This is a genomic window from Actinoplanes sp. CA-051413, from assembly GCF_050955795.1.
Classification (GTDB): Bacteria; Actinomycetota; Actinomycetes; order Mycobacteriales; family Micromonosporaceae; genus Actinoplanes.
Genome location: NZ_CP192100.1, coordinates 928,956 through 942,314, shown reverse-complemented (window position 1 = coordinate 942,314; position 13,359 = coordinate 928,956). Strand labels below are relative to the sequence as shown.

At 68.4% G+C, this 13,359-nt stretch carries 12 protein-coding genes and 3 tRNA genes; all 15 read right to left on the bottom strand.

What is annotated here, in order from left to right:
* Nucleotides 1–47: 47 nt before the first annotated feature.
* Complete coding sequence (locus tag ACQP2Y_RS04470; protein ID WP_433724843.1) at nucleotides 48–3,488, bottom strand: DNA-directed RNA polymerase subunit beta; 3,441 nt, start codon at nucleotides 3,486–3,488, stop codon at nucleotides 48–50.
* A gap of 612 nt (nucleotides 3,489–4,100) precedes the next feature.
* On the bottom strand, nucleotides 4,101–4,484 hold the full coding sequence (rplL, locus tag ACQP2Y_RS04465) for a 50S ribosomal protein L7/L12 (protein ID WP_360227878.1): 384 nt from the start codon (nucleotides 4,482–4,484) through the stop codon (nucleotides 4,101–4,103).
* Nucleotides 4,485–4,541: 57 nt separating this feature from the next.
* Entirely contained in the window at nucleotides 4,542–5,087 is a 546-nt protein-coding gene (gene rplJ / locus ACQP2Y_RS04460; RefSeq protein ID WP_433724841.1) for a 50S ribosomal protein L10, read from the bottom strand.
* A gap of 274 nt (nucleotides 5,088–5,361) precedes the next feature.
* Nucleotides 5,362–6,063, bottom strand: a complete 702-nt coding sequence (locus tag ACQP2Y_RS04455) for a hypothetical protein (protein ID WP_433724839.1) — start codon at nucleotides 6,061–6,063, stop codon at nucleotides 5,362–5,364.
* Nucleotides 6,060–7,013, bottom strand: coding sequence for an ATP-binding cassette domain-containing protein (locus tag ACQP2Y_RS04450; protein ID WP_433724837.1), 954 nt, complete (start codon nucleotides 7,011–7,013; stop codon nucleotides 6,060–6,062). The genes ACQP2Y_RS04455 and ACQP2Y_RS04450 overlap by 4 nt, the downstream gene beginning before the upstream one ends.
* Nucleotides 7,014–7,075: 62 nt before the next feature.
* A complete protein-coding gene (rplA, locus tag ACQP2Y_RS04445) occupies nucleotides 7,076–7,792 on the bottom strand; it encodes a 50S ribosomal protein L1 (protein ID WP_433724835.1) in 717 nt (238 codons plus the stop codon).
* Nucleotides 7,793–7,862: 70 nt separating this feature from the next.
* Complete coding sequence (gene nusG / locus ACQP2Y_RS04440; RefSeq protein WP_360813668.1) at nucleotides 7,863–8,591, bottom strand: transcription termination/antitermination protein NusG; 729 nt, start codon at nucleotides 8,589–8,591, stop codon at nucleotides 7,863–7,865.
* A 27-nt stretch (nucleotides 8,592–8,618) separates the two neighbouring features.
* Nucleotides 8,619–8,981: a preprotein translocase subunit SecE gene (gene secE / locus ACQP2Y_RS04435; RefSeq protein WP_433724832.1), complete on the bottom strand. Its 363-nt coding sequence runs from the start codon at nucleotides 8,979–8,981 to the stop codon at nucleotides 8,619–8,621.
* Between the two features lie 126 nt (nucleotides 8,982–9,107).
* Nucleotides 9,108–9,180, bottom strand: a tRNA-Trp gene (locus ACQP2Y_RS04430).
* A 97-nt stretch (nucleotides 9,181–9,277) separates the two neighbouring features.
* Entirely contained in the window at nucleotides 9,278–9,673 is a 396-nt protein-coding gene (locus ACQP2Y_RS04425) for a MaoC family dehydratase (RefSeq protein ID WP_433724830.1), read from the bottom strand.
* Nucleotides 9,674–9,675: 2 nt separating this feature from the next.
* Nucleotides 9,676–10,122, bottom strand: a complete 447-nt coding sequence (locus ACQP2Y_RS04420) for a MaoC family dehydratase N-terminal domain-containing protein (RefSeq protein WP_360551777.1) — start codon at nucleotides 10,120–10,122, stop codon at nucleotides 9,676–9,678.
* Nucleotides 10,123–10,209: 87 nt separating this feature from the next.
* Nucleotides 10,210–10,377 carry a 50S ribosomal protein L33 gene (rpmG, locus tag ACQP2Y_RS04415; RefSeq protein WP_067495822.1) on the bottom strand — a complete coding sequence of 56 codons (168 nt, stop codon included), beginning with the start codon at nucleotides 10,375–10,377 and terminating at the stop codon, nucleotides 10,210–10,212.
* Between the two features lie 129 nt (nucleotides 10,378–10,506).
* Nucleotides 10,507–10,579 (bottom strand) — tRNA-Met (locus tag ACQP2Y_RS04410).
* Between the two features lie 61 nt (nucleotides 10,580–10,640).
* Nucleotides 10,641–10,716, bottom strand: a tRNA-Thr gene (locus ACQP2Y_RS04405).
* Nucleotides 10,717–10,818: 102 nt separating this feature from the next.
* The gene (locus ACQP2Y_RS04400; RefSeq protein ID WP_433724828.1) at nucleotides 10,819–13,347 is read right to left on the bottom strand and encodes an EAL domain-containing protein; all 2,529 of its coding nucleotides are present in this window, start codon (nucleotides 13,345–13,347) and stop codon (nucleotides 10,819–10,821) included.
* Nucleotides 13,348–13,359 lie beyond the last annotated feature (12 nt).

The following is a 13,359-nucleotide window of genomic DNA, read 5'->3' as shown; positions in this document are numbered from 1 at the left end:
CGCTCGGCTCACCTTGCAGTGGGCCGGACCGCCGGGGACGCTCTCCGTCAGATCTCTTCGACGCTGCTGACGCCCTCGTTCGGGCGCCGGGACAGGTCGATGCCGAGTTCTTCCGCGGCCCGGAAGACCTCGTCGTCCGTCTCGCGCATCTCCAGGGCAACACCGTCGCTGGAGAGCACCTCGACGTTCAGGCACAGCGACTGGAGCTCCTTGAGAAGCACCTTGAAGGACTCGGGGATTCCCGGCTCCGGGATGTTCTCGCCCTTGACGATCGCCTCGTAGACCTTCACGCGGCCGAGTACGTCGTCGGACTTGATGGTGAGCAGTTCCTGCAGTGCGTAGGCCGCACCGTAGGCCTGCATCGCCCAGCACTCCATCTCACCGAAGCGCTGGCCACCGAACTGCGCCTTACCACCCAGCGGCTGCTGCGTGATCATCGAGTACGGGCCGGTGGACCGCGCGTGGATCTTGTCGTCGACCAGGTGGTTGAGCTTCAGGATGTAGACGTAGCCCACCGAGATCGGGTCCGGCAGCGGTTCACCGGAACGACCGTCGAAGAGCTGCGCCTTGCCGTCGCCGTTGACCAGCCGCTTACCGTCGCGGTTGAGCAGGGTCGACTCCAGCAGGCCCTTGATCTCGTCCTCCTGGGCTCCGTCGAAGACCGGGGTCGCCACGTTGCTGTCCTTCGGCGACTCGTGGGCCTCGATGGCGCGCAGCTGGCGCTTCCAGTCGGCGTCCTCGCCCTCGACCTCCCAGCCCGTCTTGGCGATCCACCCGAGGTGGGTCTCCAGGACCTGGCCGATGTTCATGCGCGAGGGCACACCCAGCGGGTTGAGCACGATGTCGACCGGGGTGCCGTCCTCCAGGAACGGCATGTCCTCGATCGGCAGGATCTTGGAGATGACGCCCTTGTTGCCGTGGCGTCCGGCGAGCTTGTCACCGTCCTGGATCTTGCGCTTCTGGGCGACGTACACCCGGACCAGCTCGTTCACGCCGGGGGGCAGCTCGTCGCCGTCCTCCCGCGAGAACGTGCGGACACCGATGACCGTGCCGGTCTCGCCGTGCGGCACCTTGAGCGAGGTGTCCCGGACCTCCCGGGCCTTCTCACCGAAGATCGCGCGCAGCAGCCGCTCCTCCGGGGTCAGCTCGGTCTCGCCCTTGGGCGTGACCTTGCCGACCAGGATGTCGCCGGGCACGACCTCGGCACCGATCCGGATGATGCCGCGCTCGTCCAGGTCGGCGAGCATTTCCTCGCTGACGTTGGGGATGTCGCGGGTGATCTCTTCCGGGCCGAGCTTGGTGTCGCGGGCGTCGACCTCGTGCTCCTCGATGTGGATCGAGGTGAGGACGTCCTGCTGCACGAGGCGCTGCGACAGGATGATCGCGTCCTCGTAGTTGTGGCCTTCCCAGCACATGAACGCGACGAGCAGGTTCCGGCCGAGGGCCATCTCCCCTTCGTCGGTGCACGGACCGTCGGCGATGACCTGGCCGGCCTCGACCCGGTCGCCTTCGAAGACGACGGGCTTCTGGTTGACGCAGGAGCCGGCGTTGCTGCGACGGAACTTGTGCAGCAGGTAGGTCCGGCGGTGGCCGTCGTCCTGGTGCACCGTCACGTAGTCGGCGCACAGGTCCTCGACCAGACCGCCGACCTCGGCCACGACCACGTCACCGGCGTCGACCGCGGCACGGTATTCCATGCCCGTGCCGACCAGCGGCGCCTCGGCCTTGACCAGCGGAACGGCCTGACGCTGCATGTTCGCACCCATCAGGGCGCGGTTGGCGTCGTCGTGCTCGAGGAACGGGATCATCGCCGTCGCGACCGAGGTCATCTGCCGCGGCGAGACGTCCATGTAGTCGACCTCGGTGCCGGGCACGTAGTCGACCTCACCGCCCTTACGGCGGACCAGGACGCGATCCTGCGCGAAGGTGCCGTCGGACGCCAGCGTCGCGTTGGCCTGCGCCTTGACGAAGCGGTCCTCCTCGTCCGCGGTGAGGTAGTCGACCTGGTCGGTGACCCGGCCGTTCTCCACCTTGCGGTACGGGGTCTCGATGAATCCGAACGGGTTGACCCGCGCGAACGTCGAGAGGGCACCGATCAGGCCGATGTTCGGGCCTTCCGGCGTCTCGATCGGGCACATCCGGCCATAGTGGGACGGGTGCACGTCACGGACCTCGAAGCCCGCCCGCTCACGGGACAGACCACCGGGGCCGAGCGCGCTCAGCCGGCGCCGGTGGGTCAGGCCCGCCAGCGGGTTGGTCTGGTCCATGAACTGCGACAGCTGCGACGTGCCGAAGAACTCCTTGATCGCCGCCACCACGGGGCGGATGTTGATCAGGGTCTGCGGCGTGATCGCCTCGACGTCCTGGGTCGTCATGCGCTCGCGGACGACGCGCTCCATCCGGGACAGGCCCACGCGGACCTGGTTCTGGATGAGCTCGCCCACGGTGCGCAGGCGCCGGTTGCCGAAGTGGTCGATGTCGTCGGCCTCGTAGCCCTCCTCACCGGCGTGCAGCCGGCAGAGGTAGTCCACGGTCTTGACGATGTCTTCCTCGGTCAGCGTGCCCCGGACGATCGGGACGTCGATCTCGAGCTTCTTGTTGAACTTGTACCGGCCGACCTTGGCGACGTCGTACCTCTTCGGGTTGAAGAAGAGGTTGTCGAGCAGGGTCTGCGCGTTCTCACGCGTCGGGGGCTCGCCGGGACGGAGCTTGCGGTAGATGTCGAGCAGGGCCTCGTCCTGCCCGCCGATGTGGTCCTTCTCGAGCGTCGTCATGAGCAGCTCGGACCAGCCGAACCGCTCCCGGATCTGGTCCGCCGACCAACCGATCGCCTTCAGCAGGACGGTGACGGCCTGCCGGCGCTTGCGGTCGATGCGGACACCGACGGTGTCGCGCTTGTCGATGTCGAACTCGAGCCAGGCACCCCGGCTCGGAATGACCTTGACGCTGGAGAGGTCACGGTCGGAGGTCTTGTCCGGCTCCTTGGTGAAGTACACGCCCGGCGAGCGGACGAGCTGACTCACCACGACGCGCTCGGTGCCGTTGATGACGAACGTCCCCTTGGGGGTCATCATCGGGAAGTCACCCATGAACACCGTCTGGCTCTTGATCTCGCCAGTGGTGTTGTTGGTGAACTCCGCGGTCACGAACAGCGGTGCGCAGTACGTCAGGTCCTTCTCCTTGCACTCTTCGATAGAGGCCTTGACCTCGTCGAAGCGCGGCGCTGAGAAGGACAGCGACATGGTGCCGGAGAAGTCCTCAATGGGACTGATCTCTTCGAGGATCTCTGCGAGGCCCGAGTGGGCATGTGGATCGTCCGTAGAGCGCGTCTGCCAAGCCTCGTTCCCGACCAACCAGTCGAAGGACTCCGTCTGGAGGGCGAGGAGGTTGGGGACTTCGAGTTGCTCATCGATCCTGCCGAACGAGATACGGCGGGGAGCGTAAGCGCTCGACGTACGACTGGTCTTCGCAGGGCGGGAAGCTGCCAAGATGCGTCCTTCCGAGGACCGGTGCTGCTGATGCGGCTGAGCTGCTGATGCAACTGTCTGCGTCACTTGTGTGCGTGCACTCCAATGAACCCCCAGGAAATCATCCGGATCGATGTTCCTGCAGGGCTCATGACAGAAGGCAGCGCAAACTAGCAGTGTAGCCGCTCGGCTAACCGCTGTCCAGCCCACACCGGAGGGGGCCTGCGGAACGGTGTCCCCGCGGCCTCTGACCTGCGCCTTCATGGTCAGTGCCTCGTGCGGGGCCGCTCGGAACGCGGCGTCTCTCCCTCGGGTGCCGGTCTGCGAGAACCCGGTTGAAGCGGGTGTACCCACAGGACGGCTGTCGCAAGCGCGGAAACTTGCTGATGTCAGCGTGCCTGTCAGCGGACACACAGTCAAGGGTTCGGCCACGGGTCGGTCCTGCGCCGTCGTCCACCGGACGCGGCATAGCGACTTTAGCGTACGAAAAGCGGGGGCTGGCCACATTTGTCCGTCAGCCATCCGACGGCCGGCGAAACCGCCTCTGACCAGGGATTTCATCGTCCGGAAACGGGGCAGGCGAGGACCCTTGCGGGTCCTCGCCTGCGCCGAGGTGAAGCGGTGGAGCTCAGGTCACTTGAGGGTGACCTTGGCGCCCTCGCCCTCGAGCTTGGCCTTGGCGGCCTCGGCCTTCTCCTTGTTGACACCCTCGAGGATCGCCTTGGGGGCGGCCTCGACGGCGTCCTTGGCCTCCTTGAGGCCCAGGCCGGTCAGCTCACGCACGACCTTGATGACCTGGATCTTCTTGCCACCGTCACCCTCGAGGACGACGTCGAACGAGTCCTTCTCGGCCTCGGCCTCGGCCGGGGCAGCAGCGCCACCGGCGGCGGCGACGGCGACCGGCGCGGCCGCGGTGACCTCGAAGACCTCTTCGAACTGCTTCACGAACTCGGACAGCTCGATCAGCGTCATTTCCTTGAACGCGCCAAGCAGCTCGTCGGTGCTGAGCTTCGCCATGTCTGGCAACCTTTCGTTGTTTCTGTGAATGGAAAGTCGAACTTCCGCGCGGCCCGATCAGGCCTCGGCGGAACCGTCCTGTGCGCGCTTGTCCTGCAGAGCCGCGGCCAGGCGGGCGACCTGGACGAGCGGGGCCTGGAACGTGGCCGCCGCCTTGGTCAGGTTGCCCTTCATGGCGCCGGCGAGCTTCGCCAGCAGCACCTCACGGGACTCGAGGTCGGCGATCTTGCTGACCTCTTCGGCCGAGACGGCCTTGCCCTCGAAGACGCCGCCCTTGATGATCAGGACGGGGTGGGCCTTGGCGAAGGCACGAAGGCCCTTGGCCGCCTCGACCGGGTCCCCGCCCACGAAGGCGAGCGCGGTAGGACCGGTGAACAGCGTGTCGAGGCCCTCGATACCCGCGTCGGTCGCCGCCCGCTTGGCGAGCGTGTTCTTCGACACGGAGTACTTGGTGTCGTTGCCCAGCGAGCGCCGCAGCTCGGTGATCTCGGAAACCGTGAGGCCGCGGTACTCGGTCAGCAGGGTGGCCGCGGAGTTACGGAAGTTCTCCGTGAGCTCGGCGACGGCAGAGGCCTTGTCGGCCCGGACCGGCTTGTCCGCCATGTCCCTCCTCTCTCAGTGCTCAGCCGCTGGCCGGAACTTCTCAGCGGGCCCGAGCACGAGAAACGCCCCGGCGCAGGGCGCACGGGGCGGGACATGGACACGTTGCCGCGTCGACATGATCACGAACCGTTCTCCCCTGCGCGGGCCGCCCGAATGCTGCGGGACCTTCGACCGCCACTTCCGTCAAACGACAGGAAGGGCGACGACCAGCGGTCTATGGGTGGAACTTCTCGGCAAACTGTACGCGAGCGCGAGCGCTACCTCCAAATCACCGTCATGAGCGGCTGCGGCGCAGGCGCCCGTAACCGCCGAAGGCAACCGCGCACCACAGCGTCGTCCAGCCGGCGAGCAGCCAGAACGTCCCCGCCGCGGGCAGGTGGTCGGCGCTCAGCGCACGCGCCGTCGCCATCACCGGCGGCACCAGCCACGGGGCGACCGAGCCGCTCAGGCCGAGCACGACCACCAGCACGGAACCGGTCACCAGCACGATGAGGCCGTTACGGACCGTCCGGGTCACGGCTCGGCTGGCCAGGGCACCGAGCGCCACGGCGGCGGGCACAGCCAGCAGATGAGCCAGGACGCCGAGCGCGATGCCGGCCGCCAGGGACGGCTCGGCGGAGCCGGCCTCCGGGGAGCTGATGGCGTGGAACGGCCACCACGGCACGAGCAGGGCCACGACGCAGAACGCCAGGCCCAGGATCGTGGCGGCCAGCAATCCGGCTGCTGCCTCGCGGCGGGCGCCGACGGCCAGGCGGGCCAATCGCCGCTGGCCGTCCGGCTCGGTGTCGAGCACGAGTTTGGCCTGCCAGGCCAGCACCGGGAAGAGCATCACGGCTGAGTAGCCGTAGGCCGGGGCGGCCGGTGACTGGCCGCCGCCGTGGATGACGCCGAGCAGGGCCAGGGCGGCGATCAGCGGGGCGAGGGCGCGACCACCGCGCACGAAGGCGGCGAGGCGCATGCGGACGAGGGCGATCACCGGGCCGCCTCCCCGTCTGCCGGTGCGCCGCCGGGTCGGCGTATCCCCAGGACACGGTGACCGTCGGCACGCAGCCGGGCCACCGTGTCGTCGGCGTTCGCCCGGCGGACGGCGACTTCGACCACGACCTCGTCGCGATCACCGATCCGGTCGGCCGCCGCGTCGACGTAGACGGCACGGTCGGCCACGAGCTCGTCGCGGTCATCGGCCAGGTCGGCCGCCGCGTCGAGATGGACGGCACCGTCGGCCACGACCTCGTCGCGTTCAGCGGCCGGGTCAGGCGCCGCGTCGAGATGGACGGCACCGTCGGCCACGACCTCGTCGCGGTCACCGGCCGGGTCAGGCGCCGCGTCGACGTGGACGGCGCCGTCGGCCACCGTCCAGCGGACCGCGTCCGGCAGGCCGGCGATCTCGCCACGGTGGTCGCTGACCAGCACCGCTCCCCCGGCCGCGGTGACCTCACCGACGATGCGCGGGATCAGCGTGCGGGCGACGGAGTCGAGGCCCTCCCACGGCTCGTCCAGCACCAGCAGGCCGGGAGTGACCAGCAGGGCCTGGGCCAGGCCGACCTTCTGCGCCGTGCCCTTGGACAGGTCGGCCAGCCGGGTGTGACGGTGCTCGGCGAGGCCGAGGCGCTCGACCCAGTGCTCGACCCGGGCGGTGCCGCGCAGCCCGCGCAGGGCCGCCATCCGCGTCAGATATTGCCCGGCGGTGAAGGGCTGGTCGGCCGGGAAGCGCTCGGGGACCCAGCCGACGACCGGCGGCCTCTCCCGCACAGCACCTCGGCCCGGGCGCAGCACTCCGGCGGCGAGCTGGAGCAGCGTCGACTTGCCGGCGCCGTTGCGGCCGAGCACGACCACGGTGGAGCCGGGCTCGACAGTGGCGTCCACCGTCCGCAGGGTCCACTCGGCCCGGCGTGCGTACCGGAACCAGACCTGGTCGAATCGCACGCCGGACAGCTTGGCACAAAGAAAACCCCCGGGATGATCCCCGGGGGCTTCCTGTGGATACGTCAGGCGTCGGCGTTGTCGCCGCGCAGGTTCTTGACGACGTTCGGGTCGACCGGCACGCCGGGGCCCATGGTGGTGCTGACGGTGACCTTCCGGAGGTACTTGCCCTTGGCCGCGGACGGCTTGGCCCGCAGGACCTCGTCGAGGACCGCACCGTAGTTCTCCACCAGCTGCTCCTCGGAGAACGAGGCCTTGCCGATGATCAGGTGCAGGTTCGAGTGCTTGTCCACCCGGAACGTGATCTTGCCGCCCTTGATGTCCGAGATCGCCTTGGTCACGTCCATGGTGACCGTGCCGGTCTTCGGGTTCGGCATCAGGCCACGGGGGCCGAGGATGCGGGCGATCCGGCCGATCTTGGCCATCTGGTCCGGGGTGGCGATCGCGGCGTCGAAGTCGAGCCAGCCGCCCTGGATGCGGGCGACGAGTTCGTCCGTGCCGACCTCGTCGGCGCCGGCCGCGACGGCCTCCTCGGCCTTGGCGCCCTGGGCGAAGACGATCACGCGGGAGACCTTGCCGGTGCCGTGCGGCAGGTTGACCACGCCGCGAACCATCTGGTCGGCCTTGCGGGGGTCCACGCCGAGGCGCATCGCGACCTCGACCGTGGCGTCGAACTTGGTGGGGCTGGCGTTCTTGGCGATCTTGACAGCCTCGGCCGGCGCGTAGAGCGCGTTGAGGTCGATCTGCTCGGCTGCCTTGCGGTACGCCTTGCTGCGCTGCATGTCTCTCTTACTCCTGTGGTAGATGGCGGGACGCGCCGTTCGCGCCCCTCCCACGACTTCCGTCTGTGAACTAGATCTTGGCGACCTGGTTGAAGTTGAGCTCCACCGGCGTCTCGCGACCGAAGATGGAGACCAGTACCTTCAACTTCTGCTGGTCGGCATTGATTTCGCTGATCGAGGCCGGCAGCGACGCGAAGGCGCCGTCCGTGACGGTGACCGAGTCGCCGACCTCGAAGTCCAGCACGCGGACCTCGGGCTTGGCCTTCTTCTCCTCGGCCTCGACGGCCGGGGCGAGCCACTTGAGCACCTCGTCGAGCGAGAGCGGCGCCGGGCGGTCCACCCGGTCGGTGGCACCCACGAAGCCGGTCACACCGGGCGTGTTGCGCACGCACGAGTACGACTCGGGGGTGAGATCCATCCGGACCAGGATGTAGCCGGGGAAGACCTTGTTCTGCACCTGGAGGCGCTTGCCGTTCTTGACCTCGACCTCTTCGCGGGTCGGCACCTCGACCTGGAAGATGAACTCCTCCATGTCGAGGCTCGTGATCCGGGTCTCGAGGTTGGTCTTGACCTTGTTCTCGTAACCGGCGTACGAGTGCACCACGTACCAGTCGCCGGGGGCGTAGCGCAGCTTCTGCCGCAGCTCGGCGACCGGGTCGTAGTTCTCGTCAGCCTCCGGGGCTTCCACCTCGGCGGCTGGCTCTTCGCTGGCGGCCTCGACCGACTCGGCATCGTCCGCCGTCGCGACCGCGGACTGCTCGTCGGCGGCCAGGGCGGTCTCGTCGTCGTACTCAGGCACGCTTGCTCACTTCCGTAACTCTCAGCTTCAGTTGCCGAACGTCGCCAGGATGGCCTTGCCGAACCCGTAATCCAGGAGCGCCACGATGGTGGTCATCACGGTGACGAAGGCGATCACGACGCCCGTGTAGGTCAGCAGTTCCTTGCGGGTCGGCCAGATGACCTTACGCAGCTCGCTGACGACCTCGCGGAAGAAACCGCCGATGCGGTTGCCACCGCGCCGGCCCTCACGCTTGGTCGACACGCTGCCGGACTCGGCCTTGTCGCCGCCACGGCTCTCGGACTCGTCGGCTGCCTCGACGGCGTCGTCCTGGACGTCGCTGTCGGTGTAGGCCTCGTCCTCGGGGCGGTCGCCTGCAGCGTCGTCACCGGGTCGCTTCCTCTCGGCCACTTCCGCCCTCTTCCGTCGTCGATGGGATGTCGCATCGGCGCCGTATGCGGCGGTCGGTCAAGCCGGCCGCCCGCCGCCGGGCGAACCGGCCATGGGGCCGGTCCGGTTACTGGGCCGATCGGTGCGCAGGGGTGACAGGACTTGAACCTGCAGCCTGCGGTTTTGGAGACCGCTGCTCTGCCAATTGAGCTACACCCCTTTGTGAGGCATCCTGCCCGTCGCAGCGCGAAAGGCAGGGTTCACTACCCCACGGCGGACCAGTGTACGGGTAGGTCCGCGTGATTCCCAACCCGGGCCTACCTCTTGCGGATGGTGGCCCTCGCGAGCGACAGCACCTTGTCGCCACCGCAGGTCGCGGTCAGTTCCAGCTTGGTCAGCCCGTCGTCGGTGACCTCCTTGATCACCCCGCTGATCACCACTTCGGTGCCCTCGTCGGTGTCCGGCACCGGCACCGGGCGGCTGAACCGCACGCCGAACTCGACGACCGCGTCGGGCGCACCGGCCCACGCGGTGACCGCGCGGCCGGCTAGAGCCATCGTGTACATCCCGTGGGCGATGACGCCGGGCAGCCCGACACTCTTCGCGATCCGGTCGCTCCAGTGGATTGTGTTGAAGTCGCCGGAGGCGCCGCAGTAGCGGACCAGGTCGAGCCGGGTGACCGTGAACGTCTGGGTGGGCAGCGTGTCCGTCATGATCAGTTCTCCCCGCGCTGGACGAGCTTGGACCAGACCGTGACGACGGGCTCGCCGGCCTCGGTGGTGACCTCGGTGCGGGTGGTCAGGAAGTCGTGGCCGCCCCGCGAGGTGATCTCGTCCACCGTGTTCACACAGACGAGGGAATCGCCGGCCACCACCGGACGGGTGTAGGCGAACTTCTGGTCGCCGTGCACCACCCGGCTGTAGTCCAGGCCGAGGGCCGGGTCCGCGACGATCTGCCGGCTGGCCGCCATGGTGATCACGACCGGGAAGGTGGGCGGCGCCACCACGTCGGGATAGCCGGCCGCGCGAGCAGCCTCCGGGTCGTGATACTCGGCGTCGGTGGCACCGATCGCGGCGGCGAACTCGCGGATCTTCTCGCGGCCCACGAGATAGGGCGCGGTGGCCGGCCAGCTGCGGCCTACGAAGGACTGGTCGAGGGGCATGAGGCGAAACTACCTGCCCGTCACGGCCCGGGTAAACAGAAGTGGCGGCGACCCCGGAGGGTCACCGCCACGCCGTCGTACGAAAGATCAGCGGGTCTCGCGGTGCAGGGTGTGCTTGCCGTCCCGGGGGCAGAACTTCTTCAGCTCGATGCGGTCCGGGTCGTTGCGGCGGTTCTTACGGGTGATGTAGTTCCGCTCCTTGCACTCCGTACACGCCAAGGTGATCTTGGGACGGACGTCGGTCGCCTTGGCCACGGCGGGGTGCCTTCCTGCTAACGGGATTCACATACGACATACCAGCGTAGACGCTAGTCACGCGGACATGCAAAACCGGCGGACGGATGCCCGGGTTCGTACGGCATCCGGGACGGGGTCCCGGATGAGTAGCGGTGGCCGGACTTGAACCGGCGACACAGCGATTATGAGCCGCTTGCTCTGCCATCTGAGCTACACCGCCGCGCCAGGCTCACGATCGAACGCCCTCACCGATCTTGGCGAGGGCGAAGGACGAACCCGGTTGGAGCCCCCTTACGGAATCGAACCGTAGACCTTCTCCTTACCATGGAGACGCTCTGCCGACTGAGCTAAGGGGGCGCGCGCGATCTCTCGCGTGATGCGCAGACAGAAGCTTACACGGCTGGCCAGCCCAGGTGAAATCGCCTCCCCGGTGTGGCGAAAGCGCTGGTCAGCGGCCTGTCATCCGACGGCCCGCAAACGCCGCACCTCGCCGGTCGGTGTCTCCTCGGGCTCGGTCTGGGCGCTGAGCCAGGTGTTCAGCCGCTCCACCGGCAGCGGCCGGCTGAAGAAGTAGCCCTGCCCGATCTCACAGCCCATCTCGGCCAGCAGATCGAAGGTGAGCTCGCTCTCCACGCCCTCGGCGACCACGGTGAGCCCGAACTCGCGGGACAGCCCGACCACCGCCCGGACGATCGCCAGATCCCCGGAGTCCGTCGCCATGCCCTGCACGAAACTGTCGTCGATCTTCACCTCGTGCACCGGCAGCTGACGCAGGTAGGACAGCGAGGAGGCGCCCGTGCCGAAGTCGTCGACCGAGAGCCGCACACCGAGGTCGCGCAACCTGTACAGGGTCGGCAGGGCCCGTTCGATCTCGCCGAGCATGCTGGGCTCGGAGATCTCGAAGGTCACCTGCTGCGGCGGCACCCGGTATTGCTTGAGCAGCTCGTGCACCTGGTCGGGGAAGCGCGGGTCCAGCAGGGTGCGCGCGGACAGGTTCACCGCGATGGAGAGCGGCCGGCCGGCGTCCGCCCACTCCCGGCAGTGCCGCAGGCCCGCGGTGAGCACCACCTCGGTCAGGCGGTGCAACTGACCGGTGTGCTCGGCGACCGCGACGAAGTCCTCTGGGGAGACCTCCCCGTGGGCCGGGTGCTGCCAGCGGGCCAGGCACTCGACCCCGATCAGGTGCCGGTCCTGGATGGTGACCTTCGGCTGGAAGTGCACCTCGAGCTCGCCGGAGTCCAGAGCCCGGCGCAGATCGGCGGCCAGGCCCAGGCGGCGCACGGCCCGGGACTCCAGCGCGGGGTGGAAGAGCTGGACGCCGTACGGCAGCGCCTTGGCCGCGTTGGCAGCCAGCTCGGCGCGGCGCAGCAGAGCGTCCGGGTCGTCGCCGTGGTCCGGCTGCACGGCCACGCCCGCGGCGGTGTCCACGTCGAGCGTGAGCGTGCCGACGGCCATCGGGCCGCGGAGCTGCTCCCGCATCTCGGTGGCCAGCCGTACGGTCTCCTCGGTGCTTTCCGCCCGCAGCGTGACCACGAACTCGTCACCGCCGATCCGCCCGACGAGCGCACCCGCGCCGGCGATCTTGCGCAGCCGTACGGCGACCTCGGTGAGCAGCTTGTCGCCGGCGTCGTGACCCATCGACTCGTTGACGTCACGCAGCCCGTCGACGTCGAAGAGGATGACCGCCACCACCTCACCGGGGGTACGGATCTTGACGGACTCGGTGAGCGCGTCGGTGATCCGCCGGCGGTTGGGCAGCGACGTCAACCGGTCGTGGTACGCGTCGTAGCGCAGCCGCTCGACGAGGCGAGAATTCTCGACCGCGGCGGCGGCGTGCGCGGCGATCGTCTCGACCACCTGTACGTCGCTGAGGGTGAAGTTCTTCAGGTCACCGAGCCGGTTGATGACCTCGAGGGTGCCGATCACCGCCTGCCCCGAGCGCAGCGGGACCACGATGCAGTCCTTTACCTTGGCGGCGCGCAGGACAGGCAGGAGGTCACGGTCCGCGTCGATCTTCGGCCCGACGGCGACGCTGCGGCGCTCGGCGGTCGCCCGCTGGATCACCTCGAGCGGCGTGTTGCTGACGTCGAGCAGGCCCTGTGCCTCGATCTTCGAGGTGAGCATGACCTCCGGATGGCGACCGCTGGCCGGCAGCCGTATCGTCGCGAACTCGGACTGCATCAGCGCCCGGGCCCGGACCAGGAGCGAGTCGACCAGCGTGACGTCCTGACCGGACTCGACCACGGCGTTGGCGAGCTCGTAGAGCTCGGCGAGCGTGTGGTGCTGGCGCAGGAAGTCCGAGTAGGAGGTGTACGCCAGGGTGAGCACGCCGGCGATCACGAACAGCAGGATCGCCGACCACCAGGTGGTGTCCAGGGCGATGACGAAGACCAGGCCGATGACGATGCAGACCTCGGCGGCCAGCAGCCCGAGCCAGGAGACCCGCAGCATCTCCAGGCCCGCCTGCAGACTCTCCACGGTCACCATTACGGCGACCACGGCGAAGAGGCTGACCAGCGTGTTGATCGTGACCGCGATGCCCAGCACGACCCACGTGACCGGGCCGGTGCCCTCGAAGGGCGGCAGGATCGCCAGCGCTATGCCACCGCTGGCCGCGCCGGCGCTGGCGCGCGCGACGTTGAAGGCCAACTTGTCCGGTGCGGCATTACGACGCAGCTCTTTGATGAGCATCGCGAGGGCGCTCACGACCACCACGAGAACGGCGGGCGCGAAGTAGAAGCCGAGAACGAGCGGGATCTCGATCAGGTTCAGCACGAAGCCGTGCCGCCGGATCAGGACGTATCGGTAGCCGATTCCCACCAGGACGAAGAACGGCAGCGCCATGAGGGCCGCCGGCCATTCTCTGTACCACCCGGAGTGCTGGTGGGCCAGGATCACGCTGAAGACCACGGTGATGATCGTCAGGGTGCCGGTGATCAGCCAGACGTACTCAGGAGATCGTCGCGGTGGGGACTGCCGCCCTGCCATTCCACGCCCCTA

Bases quoted from the DNA above. Each gene is read 5' to 3' on its own strand.
- rplL (WP_360227878.1), bottom strand. From the start codon at position 4,484: ATGGCGAAGCTCAGCACCGACGAGCTGCTTGGCGCGTTCAAGGAAATG.
- rplJ (WP_433724841.1), bottom strand. From the start codon at position 5,087: ATGGCGGACAAGCCGGTCCGGGCCGACAAGGCCTCTGCCGTCGCCGAG.
- ACQP2Y_RS04400 (WP_433724828.1), bottom strand. From the start codon at position 13,347: ATGGCAGGGCGGCAGTCCCCACCGCGACGATCTCCTGAGTACGTCTGG.
- ACQP2Y_RS04420 (WP_360551777.1), bottom strand. From the start codon at position 10,122: ATGCCCCTCGACCAGTCCTTCGTAGGCCGCAGCTGGCCGGCCACCGCG.
- ACQP2Y_RS04425 (WP_433724830.1), bottom strand. From the start codon at position 9,673: ATGACGGACACGCTGCCCACCCAGACGTTCACGGTCACCCGGCTCGAC.
- rplA (WP_433724835.1), bottom strand. From the start codon at position 7,792: ATGCAGCGCAGCAAGGCGTACCGCAAGGCAGCCGAGCAGATCGACCTC.